This window comes from Paludibacterium paludis, assembly GCF_018802605.1.
Taxonomy (GTDB): Bacteria; Pseudomonadota; Gammaproteobacteria; order Burkholderiales; family Chromobacteriaceae; genus Paludibacterium; species Paludibacterium paludis.
Map to the genome: position 1 here is coordinate 3,412,286 of NZ_CP069161.1, position 26,135 is coordinate 3,438,420.

Consider the following 26,135-nt stretch of genomic DNA (forward strand, 5'->3'; position numbering starts at 1 on the left):
CTTTGACATGGATCAACTTTTTGTGGATGATGCTTTCAAACGACCGTTTGAAAGCATGCCATGCCCGTCTCTCCCCGTTTGGTCAAAACCGTCATCAATCTCTGGCCCCCTTTCCTGGGCGCAGGCATCCGCGTCAAACGCATCGCGCCGGATTGGGGCCATATCCGAGTCGCCCTGAGGCTGGGGCTCACCAACCGCAACTATGTCGGTGTTCACTTCGGCGGCAGTCTCTACGCAATGACCGACCCGTTCTTCATGCTGATGCTGATGAACCGGCTCGGACGCGATTACATTGTCTGGGACAAGGAGGGGTGTATCGATTACATGAAACCGGGCCGCGGCACGGTCACCGCGGATTTTTCGCTCGACGAGGAACTTCTTGCGACAATCCGAGCCCAAACAGCCGGTGGCGATAAATGTCTGCCGCAATTGGCCGTCGAGGTGAAAGACGCGGAAGGAGATGTGGTGGCCCGGGTGACCAAGACACTGTACGTCAGGAAGAAGAAAGGCCGCTGACAGCGGCCTTCATGGTCCCGATGGTTCTGGCAGCTACTCGCCGAAACCACAAAAGACTTCGCGCATCATTCGGAGAACTTCGAGGGTGCGAAGATCCCCGACCCGGTAGAACACGCGGTTGGCGTCTTTCCGGGTTCGCAATACTCCTTTATCTCGCATGATCGCCAGATGTTGGGAGATGTTACTCTGTGACGTACCCACTTTTTCCACGATATCCTGGACGCTGACTTCCTGCTCGCCCAGTACGGAAATGATCTTCAGTCGCAGTGGGTGCGACATCGCCTTCATCGCCCGCGAGGTCTGCTCGATCTGCTCCTCATTGAACAGCAAAGCGTCACTCCTAAAGCTAGTCATTATTATGTGTCTTTAGGGTACAATAGTATCGTCTCCCCTATTTATTATCAAGAATTTCTAATATTCTGATTGCAAATACGATGAAGAAACCGACAAAGGCGCTACTGTTGATCCTGGACGGGTTCGGTTACCGGACAGAAGGGGAGGACAACGCGATTCTCCACGCCAAAAAACCCAATCTGGATCGCCTGTTCGCCCGTCACGCCTTCGGCACCATCGAGGCGTCCGAAGGTTTCGTCGGCCTGCCCGGCGGGCAATTCGGCAACTCCGAAGTCGGTCACCTCAACATCGGCGCAGGACGCGTGGTCAGCCAGGACATCAGCCGCATCGACCTCGACCTGGAAAACGGCCGATTCACCGACAATCCGGTTATCCGCGAGGCGATCGACCGCGCGCGCGGCAATGCGCTGCATGTGCTCGGACTGCTGTCCGACGGCGGCGTCCACAGCCATGAGAACCACATTCACGCGTTGATCCGCGCGGCCCAGGCCGGCGGCGTCGAACGCATTCTCGTGCACGCCTTCCTCGACGGGCGCGACACGCCCCCCAGAAGCGCGGCCCTCTATCTCGAACGTCTCGACGCGGTACTGGCCGAATGCCCGAATGCCCGTCTTGTCACGCTTAGCGGACGCTATTACGCGATGGACCGCGACAAACGATGGGAGCGCGTGGCGCCCGCCGCCCATCTGCTGGTCGACGGCGAAGCCGAATACCGTGCGGCCAGTGCCGCCGAAGCCCTCGAAGCCGCGTACGCGCGCGACGAGAACGACGAGTTCGTCAAACCGACGCTGATCGGCGCGCCGGTTCCGATGCGGGATGGCGATGCGGTTGTCTTCATGAACTTCCGCGCCGATCGCGCACGACAACTGACCACCGCGCTGACGCGACCGGGGTTCGACGGTTTCGCGCTGCGCCAACCGGCTTTCGGCTTTTTCGCGACACTGACGTCTTACGGCGAGGAATACACCTTGCCGGTGGCCTACGCCCCCCAGAAAATCCGCAACGGCATCGGCGAGTATCTGGCATCGCTGGGCCTGACCCAACTGAGAATCGCGGAAACCGAGAAGTATCCGCACGTCACCTACTTTTTCAGCGGCGGGGAGGAAACGCCCTACCCCGGCGAGGAGCGCATTCTCGTGCCCTCCCCCAAAGTCGCCACTTATGACCTGCAGCCCGAGATGAGCGCGCCCGAAGTGACCGACCGGATCGTCGAGGCCATCGCCTCGGACCGGTTCGACCTCATCGTCTGCAACTACGCCAACGGCGACATGGTGGGACACTCGGGACGCTTCGACGCGGCCGTCAAGGCCGTCGAGGCGCTCGACGCCTGCGTCGGCCGCGTTGTCGACGCCATGCTAGCGTCCGGAGGCGAAGTGATCCTCACCGCCGATCATGGCAACTGCGAAATGATGCAGGACGTCGTGAACCACCAGCCCCATACCCAGCACACCCTCAACCGCGTGCCGTTCCTGTATGTCGGCCGCCCCGCGCGCATCCGTGACGGCGGCGCGCTGCGCGATATCGCGCCGTCGCTGCTGGCGCTGATGGGCCTCGAACAACCTTCCGAAATGACCGGACATTCGCTGATCGACTTCACGTGAAACTCCCGACCCTCCTGACTGTGGCGTGTCTTTTTCCGGTGGCGGCCTGCGCCGCCACCGCCGGCAAGGCCGCCTCCGACCTGAATGTCGCCCCGCACCAGCAGGACCTGCGTTCGGTGCGCAAGGAAATCGATTCCCTGCAAAAGGACATCGCACAGAAGGAAGCGGTGCGCAAGGAAGCGCAATCCGCGATAAAGGAATCGGAGCAGGCCATCAGCCGGACAAGCCAGGCGCTCAAGGCGCTCGAAGGCCGCAAAACGACATCGTCGGCCGAACTGTCTTCGCTGCGCGCCGAAATCGACCGAACCCGACAGTCAATCGCCGTCACCCGCCAGCAGGTCGTGCGCATGCTGTCCAAGCAGTACCGCAACGGCAACCACGACGCGATGAAGCTGATGCTCAATGCCGCCGACCCCAATCAGACCTCGCGCGACATGGTGTACTACCGGCACATCGTCGAAGCGCGCCAGCAACTGATCGGCGATCTGAACATGCACCAGAGGGACTTGGAAGCCCTCTCGGCCAAACTCGAGGAAGAGCTGGCTCGGCTCGATCATCTGGCCAACCGCAAAACCACCGAAAAGAGCCGCTTGCTGGAAGACAAGGCCGACAAGGAAAGCACCGTCACGAAACTGGCGAGCGACATCCAGAGCCGCCAGGACAAGCTTGTGCGGCTCAAGGAGGATGAAAAGCGCCTGACGGGCCTGATCGCCCAGATCAACCGCGAAATCCAGAAACGCAAGGCCCAGGAAGCGGCCGCCCGCAAGGCGCGCATCGAAGCGGCCCGCAAGGAAAACGAGCGGCGGCGCAAGCTGGCCGACAACGCACGCAAGGCGGGCAAACCGGTTCCGAGCGAAGCACGCCAGAGCGTCCCGGTGGAAAAACCCATCGCCGCGGACGACAGCGCGGACGCCCGCGCCTTCCGTGGCCAGCAAGGCGCCCTCAAACTGCCCGTGGCGGGTGAAATCACCGGTCGCTTCGGTACGGCGCGCAGCGAAGGCACCACATGGAAAGGGATTTTCATCAAGACCACGCCTGGCCAGCCCGTTCACGCCGTGGCGGCGGGCCGGGTGGTCTACGCGGATGCCTTGAGGGGATTCGGTAATGCGGTTATCGTAGACCATGGCGGCAACTATATGTCCGTTTACACCGGACTTGGCAATATCGGCCGTTCGGTCGGCGATACGGTGAAAGCCCAGGATTCCCTGGGCAGCACCGGCAAACTGGACAATGGCGATTCCGGCCTGTACTTTGAAATTCGTTACCTGGGCCGGCCGGTGAACCCGCTGACCTGGGCACGCCAGTAGGCGACATTCGGAGAAAACTGAACAACATGAGCCGTCCACGCATCAAGAATCTGGCCCTGATTGTGGCCAGCGCGCTGGCAGGCGGAGCGCTGACCGTCAGCATCCAGGCCTTCGCCGACAAGGAAGCCCCGCTCGCCCCCCTGCCTCTGAATGAACTGAGGACGTTCGCCGAAGTGTTCGGACGCATCAAGCAGGATTACGTCGAACCGGTCAACGACAAGAAGCTGATCAATGACGCCATCAAGGGCATGATCACCGGGCTGGATCCGCACTCCGACTACATGGACGCGGACTCGTTCAAGGAACTGCGCGAAACCACCCAGGGTGAATTCGGCGGTCTGGGCATCGAAATCGGCGCCGAGGACGGGCTAATCAAGGTGATTTCGCCGATCGACGACACCCCCGCTTACCGAGCCGGCGTGAAAAGCGGCGACCTGATCGTCAAGATCGACGACACACCGGTGCGCGGATTGACGCCCAACGACGCGGTCAAGCGCATGAAGGGCAAACCCGGCACCAAAGTCACCCTGACCCTGCTGCGCAAGAACGAAGCCAAACCGCTGGTGGTGACCATAACCCGGGCCATCATCCGTTACCGCAGCGTCAAGTCCGGACTGGTCGAACCCGGCTACGGCTATGTCCGCATCAGCCAGTTCATGGATCCGACCACCGCCAACATGGCCGCGGCGATCACCTCGCTGTACCGCCAGAACAAGGCGCCGCTCAAAGGCCTGGTGCTCGATCTGCGCGGCAATCCTGGCGGCGTGCTGACCGGCGCGGTGGGCGTTTCCGCGGCCTTCCTGCCCAAGGATACCCTGGTGGTCTACACGGAAGGTCGCGCGGCGGATTCGAAAATGAAGCTGTTCGCCAACGCCGGCAACTACAGCGCCCCGAACCAGCCGGATCCGCTGGCTAAGCTGCCGCCCGAGGTGCGCAAGGTACCGCTCGTGGTGCTGGTCAACAGCGGATCGGCCTCAGCCTCCGAAATCGTCGCCGGCGCCCTGCAGGACAACAAGCGCGCGCTGATTCTCGGTACCCAGACATTCGGCAAGGGCTCGGTGCAGTCCATTCTGCCGCTCGGTACCGCGGGGGGGATCAAGCTGACCACGGCGCGCTATTTCACGCCGTCCGGACACTCGATCCAGGCCAAAGGCATCACCCCCGACGTGGTGGTGGAAAATGGCGTGCTGACGACCGGCGAGCAGGCGCTGCGCATCCGCGAGGCCGATCTGGAGCACCATCTGTCCAACCCGAACGGCGAGGACAAGACGGAACCACGTCCGGCCAAGAAGGTCGCGCCGCCGGCTCCAGCTCCAGCTTCGGTACCGGCTCCGGCCGGCAACGGAAGCAAGGCGACGCCGGACGACGATCCGCAAAGCGGCGCGATTCCCAATCCGAAGAACGACTATCAGCTGTCCCAGGCCATCACCACGCTGAAGGTCCAGCAGCTGATGCTGAAAAAGGCGAACTGAGTTTTACCGGTCCGCCCGGATTCCCATGTTCCGACCGCCCGGCCCCACCGGGCGGTCTGTTTCCGAGGCCGGCATGCTGACACGTGAATTCGTGCTTTCCTTCCGGGAAGCCGCCCCCTATATCAACGCATTCCGCGGCAAGACCTTCGTGCTGGCGGTCAGTGGCGAAACCGTGGCCGAAGGGCATTTTCCCGGACTCGCGCAGGACATCAACCTGCTGACCACGCTCGGCGTGCGCATCGTCCTTGTCCACGGTATCCGGCCGCAGATCGACTCCTTGCTGAACAAGCAAGGCGTCGAGCGCCAGTTCCACCGCCAGAAACGCATCACCGACCTGCCGACGCTCGACATCGTCAAGCAGGCCGTCGGACTCGCTCGCCTGGACATCGAAGCCACCCTGTCGATGGGCATGCCCAACTCGCCGATGCACGGCTCCCACCTGAGAATTTCGGGCGGGAACATGCTGACGGCCCAGCCTCTTGGCGTGATCGAGGGCATGGACATGCAGTACACCGGACAAGTCCGGCGCATCGACATTCCGGCCATCACCGAACGGCTGGCGGCGGGCGACCTCGTGCTGCTCTCGCCGATCGGCTACTCGCCAACCGGAGAGGCCTTCAACCTGACCATGGAGGAAGTCGCCACCCATGCGGCGATCGCGCTCAAGGCGGAAAAACTGATCTTTCTGGTGGACGGCCGGGGCATCATTTCCTTCGAGGACAAGCTGCTGAGCACCCTGACCGCGCAACAGGCCGAGGACCTGCACGAGGCCGGCAACCTGCCCGACGACATCACCCTTTATCTGCCTTACGCGATACGGGCCACTCGCGAAGGCGTGTCGCGCGCCCACCTGGTCAGCAGCAAGGAGGATGGCGCCCTGCTCGCCGAACTGTTCACCCGCGGCGGCAATGGCACGATGGTGGCCCGCGATCCGCTGGTGAAAGTGCGCACCGCGACCATCGACGACATCGGCGACATTCTCGGCCTGATCCGCCCGCTCGAAGAGCAAGGCATTCTCGTCAAGCGCAGCCGCGAACTTCTGGAAATGGAGATCGGCAACTATTCAGTGCTCGAGCACGACAAGCGCACCTATGGTTGCGTCGCGATGCACGCGTTTCCCGACGCCGACACCGCCGAGCTCGCCTGCCTCGCCGTCTCCCCGGAACACCGTGACGCGGGATTCGGTGAAGCCCTGCTCAAACATGTCGAATACCAGGTCCGAACCCGGGGACTCACTTCGCTGTTCGTCCTGACCACCCAGACCGCCCACTGGTTCGTCGAACGCGGATTCGTGGAAACCGATCCGAGCCGGCTTCCACTGTCGCGCCAGCAGTTGTACAACTACCAGCGGCGATCCAAGGTTTTCGTCAAGAATCTGTAAGGCCGCGCCGATTCCCCCCGCGGCGACAGGGTTGGAAGCTTTCCGGGCTTGTGCCACAATCACGGCATTGCAAATCTAGGCAATCAGGAATAGAAATGGCCCGAACCGTACACTGTGTAAAACTCGGCCGCGAAGCCGAAGGCATGGATTTTCCGCCGCTGCCCGGCGAACTTGGCAAGCGCGTCTTTGACAATGTCTCGAAAGAAGCCTGGCAAGGCTGGTTGCGTTACCAGACCATGCTGATCAACGAAAACCGCCTGAGCCTTGCCGACCAGCGGGCCCGCCAGTATCTGGCGCACCAGATGGAAGCGTATTTCTTCGGACAGGGCGCCGAAACACCCGCAGGCTACACCCCGCCTGCCGAATAATGTCTTATCATATAAAGCCCTCACCATGAGGGCTTTGTCATTTATCGGGATTGGTTCGCCGCACTATGTCACTTCACCAAGATTTGATGCTCAACCGGGAGCTCGGCCTGATCGAGTTCAACCGCCGTGTTCTGGCCCAGGCGGAGGATACCCGCCTGCCCCTGCTTGAACGCCTCAAGTTCCTCTGCATCGTCTCCTCCAACCTGGACGAGTTTTTCGAAGTCCGGGTCGCCTGGCTCAAGGAGGCGGCCGAGCACACACCCGACCGCATCCTGCCCGACGGCAGCACGCCGGGCGAAGCCCTGAATCTGGTGTCGGATGCCGCGCGCGAGCTGATCCGCGAACAGTATGCCGTGATGCGGGACACGCTGTTCCCCGCGCTGCGCCAGGAAAACATCCTGTTCCTGCGCCGCACCGAATGGGATGACGTCCAGCAGGAGTGGGTGCGCAACTTCTTTTTCCGCGAACTGATGCCGATCCTCACGCCGATCGGTCTGGATCCGTCCCACCCCTTCCCCAAGGTACTCAACAAGAGTCTGAACTTCGCTGTCGAACTGGATGGCCGCGACGCCTTCGGACGCGAATCGGGCATCGCGATCGTTCAGGCGCCACGCATCCTGCCGCGGGTGATCCGCATGCCGCCCGAACTGTGCGGCGGCCACCGCCACACCTTCGTGTTCCTCTCGTCCATTCTGCACTCCCACATGCACGAACTGTTCCTCGGCATGACGGTGAAAGGCTGCTACCAGTTCCGCGTCACCCGCGACAGCGAGCTGAACGTCGAGGACGAGGACCTGAAGAACCTGCGCACGGCCTTGCAGGGCGAACTGCGCCAGCGCCAGTTCGGCAGCGCGGTCCGGCTGGAAATCGCCGACACCTGCCCGCAGCACATGGAAGACTTCCTGCTCACCCAGTTCGGACTCCTGCCGCGCGATGTCTACCGCGTCGACGGCCCGGTCAATCTGGTGCGGCTGATGCAGGTGCCCGATCTCGTGGACCGGCCCGACCTTAAGTTCGCGCCGTTCATTCCGACGCTGCCGCCGGTGCTGGAAAAGAAAGTCGGCCTGTTCCAGGCCATCAGCGAAGGCGATATTCTGCTGCATCACCCCTATCAGAGCTTCCAGCCGGTCATCGACCTGCTGAACCTGGCCGCCAGCGACCCTCAGGTGGTCGCCATCAAGATGACCGTCTACCGCACCGGCACCGACTCGGTGTTGATGGAATCGCTGATCGCGGCGGCCCGCGCGGGCAAGCAGGTGACGGTGGTGCTGGAACTGATGGCGCGCTTCGACGAAGAGGCCAACATCAGTTGGGCGACACGCCTGGAAGACGCCGGCGCGCATGTGGTGTACGGTGTCTATGGTTACAAGGTGCACGCCAAGATGCTGATGGTGGTGCGTCGTGAAGAAAACGGCTTGCGCCGCTACGTGCACCTTGGCACCGGCAACTACCATCCGCGCACCGCCCGGCTTTACACCGACTTCGGTCTGTTGACCTGCAACGAGGATATCGCCAGCGACGTGAACGACATTTTCGTGCAACTGACCGGACTTGGCCGCGCGAGCAAACTGAAAATGCTTTATCAGAGTCCGTTCAGTCTGCACGGCATGATCATGAGCGCGATCGAACGGGAAATCGAGAACGCCTCGGAAGGACGCCCCGCCCAGATCATCGCCAAGATGAACGCCCTGCTCGAGCCGCAGGTGATCCGCGCGCTCTACCGGGCGAGTCAGGCCGGCGTCAAGATCCAGTTGATCGTGCGCGGGGTCTGCGCACTGCGCCCCGGAGTCGAGGGATTGTCGGAAAACATTACCGTGCGTTCCATCGTCGGTCGCTTCCTGGAGCATCCGCGGGTTTTCTATTTCTACAACAACCGTGAAGAAAACCTGTTCATCGCCAGCGCCGACTGGATGGGCCGCAATTTCTTCCGCCGCATCGAAACCTGCGTGCCGGTGCTCGATCCGCGCATCAAGAAGCGCCTGATCCGCGAAGGCCTGCGGCTCTATCTGGAGGACAACGTGAACACCTGGGACATGCAGGCCGACGGCCTCTATCGCCGCCGCACCTCGCGCGGCAAGGAGAAGTGCGCCCAGCAGCTGTTGCTCGAGGAGTACACCCGCTGATGCAGGCTGAGTACCTGTGGTATGCGCTCTCCGCCGTCCTGGTTCTCGTCGGCCTTGCGGGCACCCTGGTGCCCGCCCTGCCCGGGCTGCCGCTGATCCTCGGCGGACTCGTGCTTGCCGCCTGGGCCGATGGCTTCACGCATGTCGGCGCGCCGACCATCGCCATTCTGGCGTTGCTCACCGCGGCGGGCATGCTGATCGATTTCGTCGCCGGCCTGCTCGGCGCGAAAAAGACCGGCGCGAGCCGCGAAGCGCTGGCCGGCGCGTTCATCGGCAGCCTTGTCGGGCTGTTCTTCGGGATCGCCGGCGTGATTCTCGGTCCGGTCATCGGCGCCGTGGCCGGCGAGCTCGCCGCCCGGCGCACTCTGCCGCAAGCCGGACGCGTCGGCATCGGCACGTTTCTCGGTTTTCTGGCCGGCACGGTGGCGAAACTCGGTTGCGCCTTCGCCATGCTGGCCGCCTTTGCGCTGGCACTTCTGCTGTGATTTGGTAAACTCCCCTCATCCCATCTATTTGTAGCCTTTACGGATACTTCAATGTCACAGCAATATGTGTTTTCCATGCTGCGAGTCAGCAAGGTGGTTCCCCCCAAACGGCAGATCATCAAGGACATCTCCCTGAGCTTCTTCCCCGGCGCCAAGATCGGCCTGCTGGGCCTGAACGGTTCGGGTAAATCGACCGTCCTGAAAATCATGGCCGGCCTCGACAAGGAAATCGAGGGCGAAGCCATCCCGATGCCGGGCATCAAGATCGGCTATCTGCCCCAGGAGCCGGAACTCAACCCCGAACACACGGTACGCGAAGCCGTCGAGGAAGGTCTCGGCGACATCGTGACGGCGCAGAAAAAACTCGACGAGATCTACGCGGCCTATGCCGACCCGGATGCCGATTTCGATGCGCTGGCCGCCGAACAGGCCAAATACGAAGCGATTCTCGCCGCCAGCGACGGCAGCGCCGACCAGCAAATGGAAATCGCCGCCGACGCGCTGCGGCTGCCGGCCTGGGATGCCCGCATCGGCCATCTGTCCGGCGGTGAAAAGCGCCGTGTCGCGCTGTGCAAGCTCTTGCTGTCCAAGCCGGACATGCTGCTGCTGGACGAACCGACCAACCACCTGGACGCCGAATCGGTGGAATGGCTGGAACAATTCCTGGTGCGCTTCCCCGGCACCGTGGTCGCGGTGACCCACGACCGCTATTTCCTCGACAATGCCGCCGAATGGATTCTCGAACTGGACCGCGGCCACGGCATTCCCTGGAAAGGCAACTATTCTTCCTGGCTCGATCAGAAGGAAGCCCGCCTCAAGCAGGAGGAGAGCAGCGAATCCGCCCGCCAGAAGGCCATCAAGAAAGAGCTTGAATGGGTTCGCCAGAATCCCAAGGGACGCCAGGCCAAATCCAAGGCCCGTATCGCCCGCTTCGAGGAACTGTCCAGCCAGGATTACCAGAAGCGCAACGAAACCCAGGAAATCTTCATTCCGGTGGGCGAACGCCTGGGCAACGAAGTCATCGAATTCAAGAACGTCAGCAAGGCGTTCGGCGACCGCCTGCTGATCGACGACTTGTCGTTCAAGGTGCCGGCCGGCGCGATCGTCGGCATTATCGGCCCGAACGGCGCCGGTAAATCCACGCTGTTCCGCATGATCGCCGGCCAGGAAGCGCCGGATACCGGCGAGGTGCTGATCGGTTCGACCGTGAAGACCGCCTATGTCGATCAAAGCCGTGGGGCTCTGGAAAGCGGAAAGACCGTTTTCGAGGAAATCTCCGGCGGGCACGATATCCTGACGGTCGGCCGTTACGAAACGTCGTCGCGCGCCTATATCGGCCGCTTCAACTTCAAGGGCGCCGATCAGCAGAAGATCGTCGGCAACCTCTCCGGCGGGGAACGCGGGCGCCTGCATCTGGCCAAGACCCTGATCGCCGGCGGCAATGTGCTGCTGCTTGACGAACCGTCCAACGACCTCGACGTGGAAACCCTGCGCGCGCTGGAAGACGCGCTGCTGGAGTTCGCGGGCTCGGTGATGGTGATCAGCCACGACCGCTGGTTCCTTGACCGGATCGCCACTCATATCCTCGCCTGCGAAGGCGATTCTAAGTGGGTGTTCTTCGACGGCAACTATCAGGAATACGAAGCCGACAAGAAGAAACGGCTGGGCGAAGAAGGCGCGAAACCGAAGCGTATTCGCTACAAGCCGATCACCCGTTGATCAACACCACCCGCTCCCGAAAACCGGCCTTATGGCCGGTTTTTCTTTAGAGCAAGTGTTATCCCGTATGGAAAAAGCGACCGACTACAAGTAGATTGGTAGCAAACATCCGATGAGAAGCAACATGCGGTTCATATCGGCACTTCTGCGCGCGACCTTGCAGGCCGGCTTGCTCCTGCTTGTGGCCTCGAGCCTCTCGCGCGCCGATAATACAGTGCACATCGCCTTCGGCGAGACCCTGGCGCCTTACGTGATCGAAGAAACCCAGTCCGGGCTGGAGCTCGAGATCGTGCGCGCCGCGCTGAAGGAAGAAGGCCTGGCGCTCAAACCTTCGTTTTACCCCCAAAAACGCTTGCCGGTACTGTTGGGCAGTTCGCAGGTTGACGGCGTAGCGTTGATGACAGCGGCACTGGCTCCCCATGCCGCACTGTCAGAGGTGTATGTGACGTACGAGGATTACGCCATCACCCTGGCGCGGCGTGGCATCACACTCCACAGCATTTCCGATATGAAGCCCTACACTGTGGCCGGTTTTCCGCTTGCCAGCCACTACTTCGGCGCCGAATACCTCGCACTGGCATCGAACAATCCCAATTATTCTGAACCGTCCAATCAAATGGACCAGAATCGTCTGCTCTACCGGGAAGCGGTTGATGTGGTGATCGCGGACAAGCGGATTTTCCATTACTATGACAGGCAACTTATCCGGCAGAAGCTGGAGAAGCCTGCCGACGTCACGCTGCACCCGTTGTTCGATCAGGTATCCTACCGGATAGCCTTTCGCGACAAGGCCCTTCGTGACCGCTTCAACCGGGGGCTCGCCGCCATCGCCAAAAAAGGCATATACCGGACAATTTCACAACGTTACCCCTGAAAACCGGAGTGGACGGGCGTGTCCGTCACCCTTCGTTTAAATAATTCGAATGCTTATTATCGACCTAAAGACCGTTTACCTGATGTTTGTGCTGGCAAGCCTGGTCTACGCCATCGGGTTGATCGTCAGCTGGTTCGGGGATCGTGCGGAACGGTCATTGCTGCTGTTCAGCCTCGGCCCGCTGTTCAGTGGTGTTGGCGGGGCGATGATCGGCCATCAAAAAACCATGCCGCTCTGGCTGGCCCTGGGAGGCGGCAACCTGATGATCTGCGCGTCGTATCAGGCGATGATCGCCGGTCTGGCGCTGTATGCGGGAAAACGACCGCCTTGGAGCATCCTGGCTGCATTCAACACCGCGTATTTCCTGTTTTATTGCCTATACAGCGAGCCGGAATGGTTCACTTTACGCGTCGCGGTCAGCGGAATCGCCGGAGGACTGTTGCATCTGGGGATCGCTTGGCAATTCATCCACCTGAAAGAAGCGGGCAGCCGCATCACGGCGCTTTGCGGCGCGATAACGGCAATGTGCGGTGCTCTTGGCAATGCATGGCGGGCAATGACCCCTGTTCCCCAGGGAATTCACTCGGCTCTCGACCTGGGGCAACCATTCGCCTGGAATCTGGTCATTATTTTCTTTCTGGACTGCTTGCTGCTGTTCGTGGTGCTGCACCTGTACCATATCCGGCTGCGCGGCAAGCTGACCTATCTTGCCAGCTTCGACGTACTGACCTCGTTGCTCAACCGGCGGCGCTTCCAGGAGGAAGTCGCGCGGCTGCGGCTGAATGGATCCTCGGACAGCCATGCGGTGCTCATGATCGATATCGATCACTTCAAGCGTATCAACGATACCTACGGCCATATCTCCGGCGATGCCGTCCTGAAACATTTTGCCGCGACACTGCGCAAGAAACTGCGCCAACACGATATCGCCGCGCGCTTTGGCGGTGAAGAGTTCGTGGTGTTACTGCGGGACACCGATACGGAACTGGCCTATGTCATCGCGGAGCGCTTGCGACAGGATGTCGAGGCCACAGGTTTTTCTCATGGGGAAAAGTCGCTCAGTTACACCATAAGCATCGGAATCGCCGGGTTCCGGCCACTCCGGGGCGAAGGCCATCTCGAAGCGATCGACCTTGCCGACCGGGCGCTCTATACCGCCAAGCGCGGTGGCCGCAACCGTTCCGTGGTGCACGGCCCCGGAGCGGAACTGGCGGCGATAGCCTAGTCGGCGGAACGCTTGGGGAAAAGTCGCGGACGGGAGTCCGCGGGACGACTTTTCCAGGCAACGTACAGCGCTTCGAACCGCTCCCTGGCCCACGGCGTGCGCCGCAGAAACGCCAGACTCGACTTCACCGATGGATCCACCCGGAAACAGCGAACATCCAGCCTCGCCGCCAGGCCTTCCCAGCCATACACAGCCAACAGTTCGTCGAGCATGCGCGCCAGCGTGATGCCGTGCGTCGGGTTATTGGCTTGAGATGAAGTCATGACAATCCGAGTCCGCGATAAAGCGCGATTATACCGTGCGCCATGATGCGATTGCGTATCTTTTGCCGCGCATCAGAAGACGCACGAACAAGGAATGACACAATCGCCCTTCGGTAATTCCAATCTGCAAGGCTTTTCATGAAACTCTCGACCCGGTTATGGATAATCATCCTGACCAGCTTCCTTGGCACGCTGCTGATCGGCGGCATCGCCCTCTACGACATCCGGTTGACCCTGATTCACGAAAAACAGCACGCCATACGCACTCAATTGACCATGGCGAACACGGTTCTCGAACACTACGCCACCGCAGAGCGCCAGGGGCAAATGACTCGCGAACAGGCGCAAAGCGCCGCCCGTTCGGCCCTGGCCATGCTGCGCGACGGGGACACCTATATTTTTGCCCGTGATCGCGACCAGGTCATGGTCGTGCACCCCAAAACCGATCTGATCGGCAAAAAGGGGAATGGCGGCATGATGCCGGATGGCAAGACCTCGGTGGTCGAAGCCTACGAGGCGGCGTTGGGCCAGGGCCGCATCGGCTTCGTCGAAGTGCCCAGCACCCGTCCGGGCAGCACGGAAAGCGTTCAGAAGCTCAATGGTGTCATGCGTTTCGATGCCTGGAACTGGACGGTCGGCAGCGGCGTGTATTTGCATGACATTACAGAAACGTTCTGGCAAAGCGCCACCTTGCTGCTGGTCGGCGCGCTGGTTCTGCTCGGTATCGTCGGAGGACTGGGATTTGTCATGTCGCGGGGCATTCTGGCCACGCTCGGTGGCGAACCGGCCTTCGCGGTCAGCGTTGCCGAGCGTATCGCGTCTGGCGATCTGTCGAGCGACTTTCCGGTCAAAGGCGGTGAACACAGCCTGCTTGGCGTCATCAAGACCATGCAGACCAGTTTGCGCGGCATGATCGAACATATCGAGCAATCCTCCCGCGACCTGGCGGCGACCGCCGCCGACATGGTCGGCCACATGGACAAACTGGGTGCCGCCTCGGAAAACGCCAGTTCCTCCACGTCTTCCGCCGCCGCCGCGATCGAGGAGCTCTCCGTCAGTATCGATCAGGTACGGGACAGCGCCCGGCACACCGAAGAGGATTCGCAAGCCGTGGCGGCCCTGGCGAAAGAAGGCAGTTCGACCGTGCGCGTCGCCGTCGACAATATTCGCTCGATCTCCGGCGAAATGACCACCGCCAGCGCGCATGTCGATGAATTGAACCAGCTGACCCGCACCATCGGCGGCATCGTCGACACCATCCGCGATATCGCCGACCAGACCAACCTCTTGGCGCTGAACGCCGCCATCGAAGCGGCCCGCGCCGGCGAAACCGGCCGCGGATTCGCCGTGGTGGCTGACGAGGTCAGAAAACTGGCCGAGCGCACGTCCAAATCCACCGACGAGATCTCCGGCATCATTCAGACCGTGGTCTCGGAAACCGGCTCCGTCGCCACCCTCATCGGAACACTCTCGCCGATGGTGGACAAGGGGGTCGGGGAAGTGGGGCACGCGGCCGAGCTGCTTGGCCAGATATCGGACAAGGCCAGTGAAACGCTCGATCGGATCCACAACGTGGCTCACGCCATGTCGGAACAGAGTATCGCCGGCACCCAGATCGCCGGCAGTGTGGAAAGCGTCGCCGGGATCGTCGACGAAACCCGCAGCGCGGTGGATTTCACGGTCAGCGCCTCGGCTCATTTACGTCATTTGGCCGAGGATTTGCACCAAACCGTTTCGCGTTTTAGGCTATGAGTCGACGCACCCCAACCGATGCTCCGGCCGCTGCCCTGGCAGCGGCTTTTTACATGCCGGCAAGGAACATGTCATTACCAAAATACATGTCTTTAACATAACTTAAGATGCGGCAAAATGCATCGAAATTCGTGGGGGAAACCCGGGAAAACGCCTTTTCCGAAGCGATGCCGCGGGAACTAGGCATCCCGGAGGACAGCTGGGCGAGGACATCGGAGATGGCAGCTTTCCCGGATATATCTGCTGCGTGGACGGCAGGATGGCCGGTTATTGTTTCGGCGACAGCGGCAGTGGTGAAATCGTCGTCCTGGCCCTACTGCCGGAATACGAAGGACAGGGGACCGGCAAAACCCTGCTCGGACTCATGGTCGAGGATTTCCGCCAAGCGGGCTTCACGCGCCTCTTTCTGGGCTGCGCGGCCCGCTCTCACGGGTTCTGCCGGCATCTTGGCTGGAAACCCACCGGGCACATCGATGACTTGGGCGATGAAATTCTTGACCTTGCACTGGCATGAGAAATTAAGAAGACGCGGACTCCGGGAAGGAGAGCCGCGGCCAGGAGCGGTGCGGCACGGACAACAAAAAGCCCTTGATGGCATCCATCAAGGGCTGAGTGTCTGGCGTCCCCACGGGGAATCGAACCCCGGCCGCCGCCGTGAAAGGGCAGTGTTCTAACCGCTAAACTATGGGGACAACTGGCGCACCCGGAGCGATTCGAACGCCCGACCCTCTGGTTCGTAGCCAGATACTCTATCCAACTGAGCTACGGGTGCGCTGTTTCTGGCGGAGAAAGAGGGATTCGAACCCTCGATACAGGTTACCCCGTATGCCGCCTTAGCAGGGCGGTGCCTTCGACCTCTCGGCCATTTCTCCGTCTCAGAGAGCGCAATATTAAGGACAGTCGCGCCCCCTGTCAAGCGTTTCAGGCGACCGAAACGGCGTCGAGTCCGAATGCCTTGTGCAGCACGCGCACCGCCAGTTCCAGGTACTTCTCGTCGATCAGCACCGAGACCTTGATTTCCGAAGTGGAGATCATCTGGATATTGATGCCCTCTTCGGCAAGCGTACGGAACATGGTCGACGCTACCCCGCAATGGGAACGCATTCCGACACCCACGATCGAAACTTTGACCACTCTGTCATCCGCGTCGATTTTGGCCGCGCCGATATGGGTCTGCACATCGCGCAGGATGGTCAGGGTGCGCTGGAATTCGCCGCGCGGCACGGTAAACGAAAAGTCGGTCGCGCCGTTCTCGCCGAAATTCTGGATGATCATGTCGACTTCGATATTGGCATCCGCCACCGGGCCCAGAATCTGGTAGGCGATGCCCGGTTTGTCCGGCACGCCTTTCACATTGATGCGCGCTTCGTTGCGGTCGAACGCGATTCCCGCGACTACAGCCTTTTCCATGTTTTCGTCTTCCTCGAACGTAATCAGCGTGCCCTCGCCCTCCTCCTCGAAACTGGACAGGACACGCAAACGGACCTGGTATTTGCCGGCGAACTCGACGGAACGGATCTGCAGCACCTTGGAGCCGAGGCTCGCCATCTCGATCATTTCCTCGAAGGTGATGGTCTTGAGCCGGCGGGCTTCCGGAACCACGCGCGGGTCAGTCGTGTACACCCCGTCCACATCGGTATAGATCTGGCATTCGTCGGCCTTGAGCGCGGCGGCGAGCGCCACGGCGGAGGTATCGGATCCGCCACGCCCCAGCGTCGTGATATCGCCGTTCTCGTCCACGCCCTGGAAGCCCGCGACAATCACCACCCGGCCTTCATTCAGGTCCCCGCGCATGCGCTCTTCGTCGATCGAGCCGATGCGCGCCTTGGTATGCGCCGTGTCGGTGGTGATGCTGACTTGCCAACCACAGTAACTGATCGCCGGCACACCGATTTCCTTGAGCGCCATGGCGAGCAGACCGATGGTGACCTGCTCTCCGGTGGAGATCACCACATCCAGTTCGCGGGGGTCGGGGTATTCCTGTATATCCTGGGCAAGGGCGATCAGCCGGTTGGTCTCGCCGCTCATCGCGGAAACCACCACCACTACGTCATGCCCCTGGCCCTTCCATTTGGCGACACGCCGGGCCACGTTCTTGATGCGCTCCGTGGTTCCGACCGACGTCCCGCCGTACTTTTGTACGATGAGTGCCATGCTGGGTTCTGTGTTGAAAAGTCGTTGAAATGTCGAGCTTGATTCTTGCCTTATCTATGCAAGAAATGCAAGCGTGTTGTTGACCCACCGGGGGCATTGCCCGCCAGTCAGGACATTTCCATTCCAGATCGCCGAGGGATAATGCCATTGAACTTTCCTCAACGACCGTCCTCCAATCAGAGTTATGCCTAAAGCATTAACTCTGGTTAGTTCATATACTCTGCAAGATATCCGGCTGACGGATACACCAAGACCCGCCCATTCAGAGCGGGCTTTCATCTACAAAGGAAACGACATGATGATACTGCGCCGCGCCGTTCTGGCCGCACTGATAACCATCTCGGGACAAGCCTGGTCCGCTCCGCCGCTCTCGGGCATCGAATTTGAAAACTTCGACCGCTCGGTACGCGCCCAGGACGACCTGTTTCACGCCATCAACGGGAACTGGGTGAAAAAAACGGAAATCCCCGCTGACAAATCCAGCTGGGGAGCCTTCGCTATTTTGCGGGAACGCTCGGACGAACGCACGCGCCTCATCCTGGAGGATGCGCGCCAGGGCAAACTCAAAGGCGCGGACGCGCGCAAGATCGGGGATCTTTACGCAAGCTTCATGAACGAAGCCGCCATTGAAAAAACAGGATTGGCCCCCCTTGCCGGTGATCTGGCCCGCATCAGCGCCATCGCCGACAAATCCGCGCTCATCGATTACTTCGCCCTCACCCGCCGCGAAATCAACCTCGGCCCCCTGACCTTCCAGGTGGTGCCGGATCCGCACGACTCCCGGTCCCATATTGTGACGTTCTCGCAAAGCGGGCTGGCGCTACCGGACCGGGACTACTACCTTCAGGACGACCCGCGCTTCGTCAACGCCCGTGCCGCCTACCGCGCTTACCTGACCACGCTGCTCCGCCTGGCGGGCTATGACAAAGCGGACGAACGGGCCGGCCGCGTGCTGGATCTGGAGACCCGCCTGGCGAAGATTCAGTGGGACCGTGTCGCCGACCGGGATCCCAAGAAAACCGACAATCCCGTCGAGCAGGCCGACCTGGCCACCCGCATAGGAGGGATCGACTGGAAACGCTATCTCGCCAGCGCCGGACTGACGGGCGCCGGCAAGGTCAACATCGAACAACCTTCGTATTTCACCGCGCTTGGCAAGGAAATCGATTCGATCGACCTTGAGACCTGGAAAACCTATCTGGCCGCCGCGCAACTTAACGCTTACGCGCCGTACCTTCCACATGCTTTCGCCGATGCCGCCTTCCAGCTTTACGGCAAAACACTGATGGGTCAGGCGGAGGAAGGCCCGCGCTGGAAACGCGCCGTCAAACTGGCCAATGCCGTGCTTGGCGAGGCGATCGGCAAACACTATGTCGCCCGGCATTTCCCGGCGCGCAACAAGGCTCGCATGGAAGCGATGGTCGATCATCTGATCAAGGCCTACGGCGAGAGCATCGACACAGCCGAGTGGATGACGCCCGCGACCCGGGCCATGGCGCGCGCCAAGCTCGCCAAATACACGGTGAAGATCGGCTATCCGTCGGTATGGCGCGATTATAGCTCGCTGAACATCGAGGCCGGCGAGCTGATCGGCAACATCAAGGCGGGTCAGGGCTACGCCTACCGGCGCATGATGGCCAAAATCGGCAAGAGCGTCGACCGGCAGGAATGGCTCATGACCCCGCAAACGGTCAACGCCTACTACAACCCCCTGCAAAATGAAATCGTCTTCCCCGCCGCCATCCTGCAGCCGCCGTTCTTCAATGTCGAGGCCGACGACGCGGTCAACTACGGCGGCATCGGTTCGGTGATCGGGCATGAGATCAGCCACGGCTTCGACGATCAGGGCAGCCGCTTCGACGGCGATGGCAACCTGAAAGACTGGTGGACCGCCGAAGACCGCCAGCGTTTCGATGCGCTGGGCGAGAAGCTGGTTGCCCAGTATGGCGCGGTGGAACCGGTGCCGGGCCGGAAAATCAACGGAAAATTGACCCTCGGTGAAAACATCGCGGATCTTTCCGGATTGCAGATCGCCTACAAGGCATGGCGCCTGTCATTGGGCGGCAAGCCTTCGCCGACCATAGACGGCCTCTCCGGCGACAAGCGTTTCTTTATCGGCTTCACCCAGATCTGGCGCGCCAAAATCCGCGATGCGGCCCAGCTCACCCTGCTGGTCTCGGATCCGCATTCACCGTCGTACTACCGGCCCATCGGCGCGGCGATGAACAGCGAAGCCTTCCATGAGGCATTCGATGTCCATCCGGGTGATCGCATGTTCAAGCCGCAAAATGAGCGGATCCGCATCTGGTAAGACGCGGCCCGCGAGCCGGCGGGCATTGCCTGCCGGGCAAAATGACAGATATATTTCCTCCTTGGCCACCGTGCGCATGTCCGGCGCCGGTGGTTCTACAAAGGAAAAAACGACATGAAATTCAAAGCAGCCCTTCTCGTCAGCGCGCTGATGCTCAGTTGGCACGCCTCCGCGCAGGAGTTGTCGGGTATCGACAAGACGGGATTCGACACCAGCGTGCGCCCGCAAGACGACATTTACGACGCCGTGAACGGGGGATGGATCCGCAAGGAAGTCCTGCCGCCCGAAGAAGCCTACACCGGCGCGTTCAAGAAACTCTACGACCTTTCCCAAGAGCGCAGCCGCAAAATCATCGAAAACGCCGCAGCCAATCCGGGGCGTTCCAGCGAAGCGCAGAAAATCGGCGATCTCTACAAAAGCTTCATGAATGAGGCGGCCGCCGAGAAGAAGGCCCTCGCCCCCGTCAAGCCCGACCTCGCCCGCATCGCGGCGCTCAAGAACAAAGCCGAGCTGATCAAGCTTTTCGGTGAGTTGCAACGTTCGGTCGTCACCGTCCCGGTGACGTTCTACGTCGGCCCGGACGCCAAGAACTCCCTGGCCAACCTGCCCGAAGTCGACCAGTCCGGCATCGCCATGCCCGACCGCGACTATTATCTGGAAAAGGACGCCCGCTTCGAGAAAGCGCGCAAGGCTTACGTCGCCTACCTCACATCGATGTTCCGGATCGGCGGCTTCGACCAGCCTGCCCGTCGCGCCGAAGCCGTGTTCCAGCTGGAAACGGAACTGGCCCGCCTGCAATGGAGCAACGTCGAGAACCGCGATCCCCAGAAAACCTATAACAAGATGTCCGTCGAAGCGCTGGCCAAACTGGCTCCCGGTATCGACTGGGCGGCATTCCTGAGCGCCGCGGGCGCGTCCGGCGTCAACGAGCTGTGCGTCGCGCAGCCCAGCTTCTTCACCGGGCTCGCCGGCCTGGTCGAGAAAACGCCCCTGAACGTCTGGCAGGATTATCTGGCGGTCCACACGCTGGATGCCTACGCGCCTTTCCTGAACAAACAGTTGGTCGACACGAATTTCGATTTTTACGGCAAGACCCTGGCCGGTACCAGCAAATTGCGCCCGCGCTGGAAGCGCGCGGTGAAAACCGTGGAAGGCAGCCTGGGCGAAGCCATCGGCAAACTGTATGTGAAGGACTACTTCCCTCCCGAAGCCAAGGTCCGCATGGAGGGGTTGGTCGCCAACCTGATGAAGGCCTACGCGCAAAGTATCGACGAGTTGACCTGGATGGGACCGGAAACCCGTAAGGCCGCCCACCTGAAGCTGTCCAAATACATGTTGAAGATCGGCTACCCGGAAAAGTGGAAAGACTACGGCAGCCTGACGATTCGCGCCGACGACCTGATCGGTAACGTGAAACGGGCTCGCGAGTACAAGCACGAGGAAATGCTGCGCCGCATCGGCAAACCGGTCGACCGCGCCGAATGGCACATGACGCCGCAGACCGTCAACGCCTACTACAACCCATCGGTCAACGAAATCGTCTTCCCCGCCGCCATTTTGCAAGCGCCGTTCTTCGACATGAAGGTGGACGACGCGGCGAACTACGGCGGCATCGGCGCGGTGATCGGTCATGAGATCAGCCACGGTTTCGATGACATGGGCAGCCAGTTCGACGGCGACGGCAATCTGAAAGACTGGATGACCGCGGACGACAAGGCGAAGTTCAAGGCGCTGACGTCCCGGCTCGTCGAGCAGTACAACGCCTATGAGGCCCTGCCGGGCAAGCATGTCAACGGCGCGCTGACGCTTGGCGAGAACATCGCGGACAATTCGGGTCTGTCGATCGCCTACAAAGCCTGGCGCCTGTCGCTGGATGGCAAGGAGGCCCCCGTCATCGACGGCATGAGCGGCGAACAGCGATTCTTCTATGGCTTCGCCCAGGTATGGCGCTCCAAGACGCGCGACGAGAGCCTGCTGTCGCAGATCGTCTCCGATCCGCACTCGCCGGACAAGTTCCGCGCCATCGGCGCCTCGTCCAACAGCGATGCGTTCCACAAGGCCTTCGACCTGAAGCCGACCGACAAGATGTACAAACCGCAAAACGAACGGATCAAGGTCTGGTAAGACATCCCGCCTGAAAGCAACGGGCCGCGGCATCCACCGCGGCCCGTTGTCGTTCACGCGTCACCGGTCACTCAGGACTCCGGCGTCGCCCCGTCGGCCTTGAACATCGCCTTGATGCCGCGCACCGCCTGACGGATGCGGTTCTCGTTCTCGATCAGCGCGAAACGCACGTAATCGTCGCCGTGGTCGCCGAACCCGATACCGGGCGACACCGAAACCCTGGCCTTTTCCAGCAGTCGCTTGGCGAACTCCAGCGATCCGAGCGCCCGGTACGGTTCGGGAATGCGCGCCCACAAATACATCGACGCCTTGGGCAATTCCACCTGCCAGCCCGCTTCGGCCAGTCCCTTGTGCAGCACGTCGCGCCGGCGCTGGTACTGTTCGGCGATCTCCCGCACGCATTGCTGGTCGCCTTCCAGCGCGGCGATGGCCGCCACCTGCAAGGGCGTGAACGTACCGTAATCGTGATAGCTCTTCATGCGCGCCAGCGCCGCCACCAGATCGGCGTTGCCCACCATGAAGCCAATGCGCCAGCCGGCCATGTTGTAGCTCTTGGACAGGGTGAAGAACTCCACGGCGATGTCCTTGGCGCCCGGCACCTGCATGATGGATGGCGCCTTCCAGCCATCGAACACGATGTCCGCGTAGGCAAGGTCATGGACGACCAGGATGTCGTGTTTTTTCGCGAGGGCGATCACGCGTTCGAAGAAGTCCAGTTCCACGCACTGGGCGGTCGGATTGGACGGGAAACCCAGCACCATCATCTTGGGTTTCGGGTAACTGCCGCGGATGGCCTTTTCCAGTTCCTCGAAAAAATCCACCCCGGGGACCAGCGGCACCGAGCGGATCTGGGCGCCGGCGATGACCGCGCCATAGATATGAATCGGGTAGCTCGGGTCGGGCACAAGCACCGTATCGCCGCGATCCAGCGTCGCCAGCATCAGGTGTGCCAGCCCCTCCTTGGAACCGATGGTGACGATCGCCTCGCTGTCCGGATCGATCGCCACCCCGTAGCGCTCGTCGTACCAGCGGGCGATGGCCCGGCGCAGGCGGGGAATGCCGCGCGAGGCGGAATAGCCGTGGGTGTCCGGCCGCTGGGCGACTTCGGTCAGCTTGGCGACGATGTGAGCGGGTGTCGCGCCGTCCGGATTGCCCATGCTCAGGTCGATGATGTCTTCGCCACGGCGGCGCGCGGCGAGTTTCAGCTCGGCGGTGATATTGAAAACGTAGGGGGGCAGGCGGTCGATGCGCGCGAAGCGGCGCTGTCCTTGAGAAGACATGTGAGTTCCTTGTACGTTAGCGCCCGGAACCGTCCGAGCGACGCAGCCGGCGGCGTATGCGCCACCGCTCATACCATCCTAATCGATTATTTTGCAGCGCACCATACCCGGGAACCGTCAGGGCAGGCGATACACCCGGCGGCCGCTGAATCCCCCGGCGACGACCCTTCAGCGTTTTTGGCTATAAAAAAAGCGAAATTTATAATTTATCAAGACGTTTTCTTGCCGATAGACTGGTCCGACCCTCAAGGGCCGCATGCATGGCAAGGAAAAACGTTGTGATCGAAGTTGCTCATCTGGAAAAACACTATCGGGTCGACGGACGATCGGTCCGGGCCCTGGACGATATCAACCTGTCCATCGCCGAAGGGGAAGTCTTCGGCATCATCGGCCGTTCGGGCGCGGGCAAAAGCACCCTGATCCGCTGCCTGAACCTCCTGGAACGGCCGGACACCGGCCGGGTCGCGCTGGACGGCGTCGACCTGACCACGCTGGACGCCCGCGCGCTCCAGCACGCCCGGCGCCGCATCGGCATGGTTTTCCAGCACTTCAACCTGCTGACCTCCCGCACCGTCGCCGGCAATATCCGCTTCCCGCTGGAACTGGCCGGGGAACTGGACAAGGCGGCCATGGATGCGCGCGTGAACGAACTGATCGAGCTCGTCGGGCTCTCCGGATTCGGCGACAGCTATCCGTCGCAACTGTCCGGCGGGCAAAAGCAGCGCGTCGGCATCGCCCGCGCGCTGGCGAGCCACCCTGCCGTGCTGCTGTGCGATGAGGCGACCTCGGCGCTGGACCCGGAAACCACGGACGCCATCCTCGCCCTGCTGCTCGATATCAACCGGCGCCTGAAGCTGACCATCGTGCTGATCACTCACGAAATGCGCGTGATCCGCAATCTGTGCGACCGGGTCGCCGTCATCGAAGGCGGCCGCATCGTCGAGAGCGGGACGGTCATCGACGTGTTCCTGCATCCTCGCCACGACGCCACGCGCAAACTGCTCGCCGAAACCGGCTTTTACCAGGAAGCCTCGCAGCAGGCATGGCGCGCCCATGTCGCGGGTCCGCTGCTCAAGCTGACCTTTGTCGGCCCGGCGACGCTGACGCCGGTGCTCGACGAAGTGAGCCGGGAACATCGCGTGAATTTCAATCTGGTCAACGGCACCCTGGCCGACATCAAGGGCACGCCATTCGGGCAACTGCTCGTCGGCGTCGTGAAGTCGGACATCCCGCTGGCCGATTTGCAAACGGTATTTCATGAAAAAGGTGTGGATTGCGAGGTACTGCCATGAACGCATCGCTCATGTCGTCGCTGCTGGCCAACGTGGACTGGAGCGAAATCGCCCAGGCGGCGCTCGATACCCTGACCATGCTCGGCGGCTCGCTCGTGTTCACGCTCGTCATCGGCCTGCCGCTGGGCATCTGGCTGTTCCTCGCCTCGCCCGGCCAGTTGCTTGAACGCCCGCGTCTTTACGCCACGCTCTCGGTCATCGTCAACATCCTGCGCTCGCTGCCTTTCGTGATTCTGCTGATCGTGATGATTCCGCTCACCGTGCTGTTGATCGGCACCTCGATCGGCGTGGGCGGCGCCATCCCGCCGCTGGTCGCCGGCGCGGCGCCGTTCTTCGCCCGCCTCGTGGAAAACGTGCTGCGCGAGGTGGACCGCGGCGTTGTCGAGGCGAGCCAGTCGATGGGCGCGACCACGCGCCAGATCATCCTGCACGTGCTGCTCCCCGAAGCGCTGCCCGGACTCATCGGCGCGGCGACAGTCACCACCGTCGCGCTGGTCGGCTACACCGCCATGTCCGGGGTGATCGGCGGCGGCGGGCTCGGCGATCTGGCCGTGCGCTACGGTTACCAGCGCTTCCAGACCGATGTGATGGCCGTGACCGTGGTGCTCTTGCTGGTGCTGGTTCAGTGCCTGCAAAGCGCCGGCGACCGGCTGGTCCGCCGCTTTACCCGCAAGTAATCCCAAAGCAACGCAACGACATTTCGACACCAACAAGGAGAAACTTCCATGAAACGACGCACCTTTACCGCCGCCCTGCTGGCCAGCGCACTGCTCTCCCCGCTCGCTCACGCGCAGCCGGTGAAACTCACCGTGGCGGCCTCGCCGGTCCCCCACGCGCAGATCCTCGAAGCGCTCAAGCCGCAGCTGGCCAGGCAGGGCGTGGAACTCGATGTGAAAGTCTTCAACGACTACGTGTTGCCCAACACCCAGGTGGAAGAAAAGCGCATCGACGCCAACTTCTTCCAGCACATTCCCTATCTGACCGAATTCAACAAGAACCGCGGCACCCATCTGGTGGTGGCGAGCAAGGCGATCCACATCGAGCCGTTCGGCGGCTACTCGACCCGTATCAAGAAGCTGGCCGACCTGCCGTCCGGCGCCACCATCGCGATTCCCAATGATCCGACCAATGCCGGCCGCGCGCTGGCGCTGCTCGCCCAGAACGGCGTGATCTCCCTGAAGAATCCGAACGCGATCGCGTCCACCGTGAAAGACATCACCGCCAATCCGAAAAAGGTGGTGATCCGCGAACTGGAAGCGGCCACCCTGCCGCGCGTGCTGGGCCAGGTGGATCTCGCGCTGATCAATGCCAATTACGCGCTGGAAGCCAAACTCGTGCCGACCCGCGACGCGCTGTTCCTGGAAAAGAAAACCCCCTACGCCAACCTTCTGGTCGCCCGGCCCGACAACAAGGACAGCGATGCCGTGAAAAAACTCGCGGCGGCCCTGGCGAGCCCCGAAGCGCGCAAGTTCATCGAAGAGAAGTACAAGGGATCGGTGATTCCGGCCTTCTGATCCGGGCGCCGGCAACACCG

General features: G+C 61.5%; 22 protein-coding genes, 3 tRNA genes and 1 pseudogene. 19 read left to right on the forward strand and 7 right to left on the reverse strand.

Annotated features, from left to right (window positions below; all coding sequences use genetic code 11):
• The first annotated feature begins 60 nt into the window (after nucleotides 1-60).
• Nucleotides 61-516, forward strand: coding sequence for a DUF4442 domain-containing protein (locus tag JNO50_RS15785; protein ID WP_189529981.1), 456 nt, complete (start codon nucleotides 61-63; stop codon nucleotides 514-516).
• Between the two features lie 33 nt (nucleotides 517-549).
• On the opposite strand, the gene JNO50_RS15790 is transcribed toward JNO50_RS15785, so the two are convergent.
• Nucleotides 550-870 carry an ArsR/SmtB family transcription factor gene (locus JNO50_RS15790; protein ID WP_189529979.1) on the reverse strand — a complete coding sequence of 107 codons (321 nt, stop codon included), beginning with the start codon at nucleotides 868-870 and terminating at the stop codon, nucleotides 550-552.
• 80 nt (nucleotides 871-950) lie between these two features.
• Here JNO50_RS15790 and gpmI point away from each other — a divergent pair, with 80 nt between their 5' ends.
• The 10 genes from gpmI (at nucleotide 951) to JNO50_RS15840 (ending at nucleotide 13,425) form a co-directional block, all read left to right on the forward strand.
• Nucleotides 951-2,471 (forward strand): 2,3-bisphosphoglycerate-independent phosphoglycerate mutase, encoded by a 1,521-nt coding sequence (gene gpmI, locus JNO50_RS15795; RefSeq protein WP_189529978.1) that lies wholly within the window; start codon nucleotides 951-953, stop codon nucleotides 2,469-2,471.
• A complete protein-coding gene (locus JNO50_RS15800) occupies nucleotides 2,468-3,778 on the forward strand; it encodes a murein hydrolase activator EnvC family protein (RefSeq protein ID WP_229804395.1) in 1,311 nt (436 codons plus the stop codon). Before gpmI ends, JNO50_RS15800 begins: the two co-directional genes overlap by 4 nt.
• A gap of 26 nt (nucleotides 3,779-3,804) precedes the next feature.
• Nucleotides 3,805-5,250: a S41 family peptidase gene (locus JNO50_RS15805; RefSeq protein WP_189529977.1), complete on the forward strand. Its 1,446-nt coding sequence runs from the start codon at nucleotides 3,805-3,807 to the stop codon at nucleotides 5,248-5,250.
• Nucleotides 5,251-5,323: 73 nt separating this feature from the next.
• Entirely contained in the window at nucleotides 5,324-6,631 is a 1,308-nt protein-coding gene (argA, locus tag JNO50_RS15810; protein ID WP_189529976.1) for an amino-acid N-acetyltransferase, read from the forward strand.
• Nucleotides 6,632-6,726: 95 nt separating this feature from the next.
• A complete protein-coding gene (locus JNO50_RS15815) occupies nucleotides 6,727-6,999 on the forward strand; it encodes an oxidative damage protection protein (RefSeq protein WP_189529975.1) in 273 nt (90 codons plus the stop codon).
• A gap of 65 nt (nucleotides 7,000-7,064) precedes the next feature.
• Nucleotides 7,065-9,122 carry a polyphosphate kinase 1 gene (ppk1, locus tag JNO50_RS15820; RefSeq protein WP_189529973.1) on the forward strand — a complete coding sequence of 686 codons (2,058 nt, stop codon included), beginning with the start codon at nucleotides 7,065-7,067 and terminating at the stop codon, nucleotides 9,120-9,122.
• Entirely contained in the window at nucleotides 9,122-9,607 is a 486-nt protein-coding gene (locus tag JNO50_RS15825; protein ID WP_189529971.1) for a DUF456 domain-containing protein, read from the forward strand. Before ppk1 ends, JNO50_RS15825 begins: the two co-directional genes overlap by 1 nt.
• A 51-nt stretch (nucleotides 9,608-9,658) precedes the next feature.
• Nucleotides 9,659-11,326, forward strand: a complete 1,668-nt coding sequence (gene ettA / locus JNO50_RS15830) for an energy-dependent translational throttle protein EttA (protein ID WP_189529969.1) — start codon at nucleotides 9,659-9,661, stop codon at nucleotides 11,324-11,326.
• Nucleotides 11,327-11,450: 124 nt separating this feature from the next.
• On the forward strand, nucleotides 11,451-12,200 hold the full coding sequence (locus tag JNO50_RS15835; protein ID WP_189529967.1) for a substrate-binding periplasmic protein: 750 nt from the start codon (nucleotides 11,451-11,453) through the stop codon (nucleotides 12,198-12,200).
• Between the two features lie 49 nt (nucleotides 12,201-12,249).
• Nucleotides 12,250-13,425, forward strand: a complete 1,176-nt coding sequence (locus JNO50_RS15840) for a GGDEF domain-containing protein (protein ID WP_189529965.1) — start codon at nucleotides 12,250-12,252, stop codon at nucleotides 13,423-13,425.
• On the opposite strand, the gene JNO50_RS15845 is transcribed toward JNO50_RS15840, so the two are convergent.
• Nucleotides 13,422-13,688 (reverse strand): VF530 family protein, encoded by a 267-nt coding sequence (locus tag JNO50_RS15845; protein WP_189529963.1) that lies wholly within the window; start codon nucleotides 13,686-13,688, stop codon nucleotides 13,422-13,424. The two genes, JNO50_RS15840 and JNO50_RS15845, sit on opposite strands and share 4 nt — an antisense overlap.
• A 138-nt stretch (nucleotides 13,689-13,826) precedes the next feature.
• On the opposite strand from JNO50_RS15845, the gene JNO50_RS15850 reads away from it, so the two are divergent.
• Both JNO50_RS15850 and JNO50_RS19080 read left to right on the forward strand, forming a co-directional pair.
• Nucleotides 13,827-15,440, forward strand: a complete 1,614-nt coding sequence (locus JNO50_RS15850) for a methyl-accepting chemotaxis protein (RefSeq protein ID WP_189529961.1) — start codon at nucleotides 13,827-13,829, stop codon at nucleotides 15,438-15,440.
• A 259-nt stretch (nucleotides 15,441-15,699) separates the two neighbouring features.
• On the forward strand, nucleotides 15,700-15,954 hold the full coding sequence (locus JNO50_RS19080; RefSeq protein ID WP_229804391.1) for a GNAT family N-acetyltransferase: 255 nt from the start codon (nucleotides 15,700-15,702) through the stop codon (nucleotides 15,952-15,954).
• A gap of 103 nt (nucleotides 15,955-16,057) precedes the next feature.
• Here the strand turns inward: JNO50_RS19080 and JNO50_RS15860 are convergent.
• The 4 genes from JNO50_RS15860 to JNO50_RS15875 all read right to left on the reverse strand — a co-directional run bounded on the left by JNO50_RS15860 (nucleotide 16,058) and on the right by JNO50_RS15875 (nucleotide 17,594).
• Nucleotides 16,058-16,132: transfer RNA gene (locus JNO50_RS15860), tRNA-Glu, on the reverse strand.
• Between the two features lie 3 nt (nucleotides 16,133-16,135).
• Nucleotides 16,136-16,212, reverse strand: a tRNA-Arg gene (locus JNO50_RS15865).
• An 8-nt stretch (nucleotides 16,213-16,220) separates the two neighbouring features.
• Nucleotides 16,221-16,312 (reverse strand) — tRNA-Ser (locus JNO50_RS15870).
• Between the two features lie 49 nt (nucleotides 16,313-16,361).
• Nucleotides 16,362-17,594 (reverse strand): aspartate kinase, encoded by a 1,233-nt coding sequence (locus tag JNO50_RS15875; protein ID WP_189529959.1) that lies wholly within the window; start codon nucleotides 17,592-17,594, stop codon nucleotides 16,362-16,364.
• A gap of 295 nt (nucleotides 17,595-17,889) precedes the next feature.
• Between JNO50_RS15875 and JNO50_RS15880 the strand changes: the two genes are divergently transcribed.
• Both JNO50_RS15880 and JNO50_RS15885 read left to right on the forward strand, forming a co-directional pair.
• Complete coding sequence (locus tag JNO50_RS15880; RefSeq protein WP_229804387.1) at nucleotides 17,890-19,905, forward strand: M13 family metallopeptidase; 2,016 nt, start codon at nucleotides 17,890-17,892, stop codon at nucleotides 19,903-19,905.
• A 114-nt stretch (nucleotides 19,906-20,019) separates the two neighbouring features.
• Entirely contained in the window at nucleotides 20,020-22,029 is a 2,010-nt protein-coding gene (locus JNO50_RS15885) for a M13 family metallopeptidase (RefSeq protein ID WP_189529957.1), read from the forward strand.
• Between the two features lie 71 nt (nucleotides 22,030-22,100).
• Here JNO50_RS15885 and alaC read toward each other — a convergent pair whose 3' ends face one another.
• Nucleotides 22,101-23,309 carry an alanine transaminase gene (alaC, locus tag JNO50_RS15890; protein ID WP_189529955.1) on the reverse strand — a complete coding sequence of 403 codons (1,209 nt, stop codon included), beginning with the start codon at nucleotides 23,307-23,309 and terminating at the stop codon, nucleotides 22,101-22,103.
• 278 nt (nucleotides 23,310-23,587) lie between these two features.
• Between alaC and JNO50_RS15895 the strand changes: the two are divergent.
• From JNO50_RS15895 to JNO50_RS15905, 4 genes and pseudogenes are all read left to right on the forward strand, one after another.
• A pseudogene (locus tag JNO50_RS15895) lies at nucleotides 23,588-24,322 on the forward strand (methionine ABC transporter ATP-binding protein); the annotation flags it as partial.
• 108 nt (nucleotides 24,323-24,430) lie between these two features.
• Entirely contained in the window at nucleotides 24,431-24,601 is a 171-nt protein-coding gene (locus tag JNO50_RS19325) for an NIL domain-containing protein (RefSeq protein ID WP_425325371.1), read from the forward strand.
• The gene (locus JNO50_RS15900) at nucleotides 24,598-25,278 is read left to right on the forward strand and encodes a methionine ABC transporter permease (RefSeq protein ID WP_215796407.1); all 681 of its coding nucleotides are present in this window, start codon (nucleotides 24,598-24,600) and stop codon (nucleotides 25,276-25,278) included. Before JNO50_RS19325 ends, JNO50_RS15900 begins: the two co-directional genes overlap by 4 nt.
• Nucleotides 25,279-25,326: 48 nt before the next feature.
• Nucleotides 25,327-26,115 carry a MetQ/NlpA family ABC transporter substrate-binding protein gene (locus tag JNO50_RS15905; protein WP_189529947.1) on the forward strand — a complete coding sequence of 263 codons (789 nt, stop codon included), beginning with the start codon at nucleotides 25,327-25,329 and terminating at the stop codon, nucleotides 26,113-26,115.
• The last annotated feature ends 20 nt before the right edge of the window (nucleotides 26,116-26,135 follow it).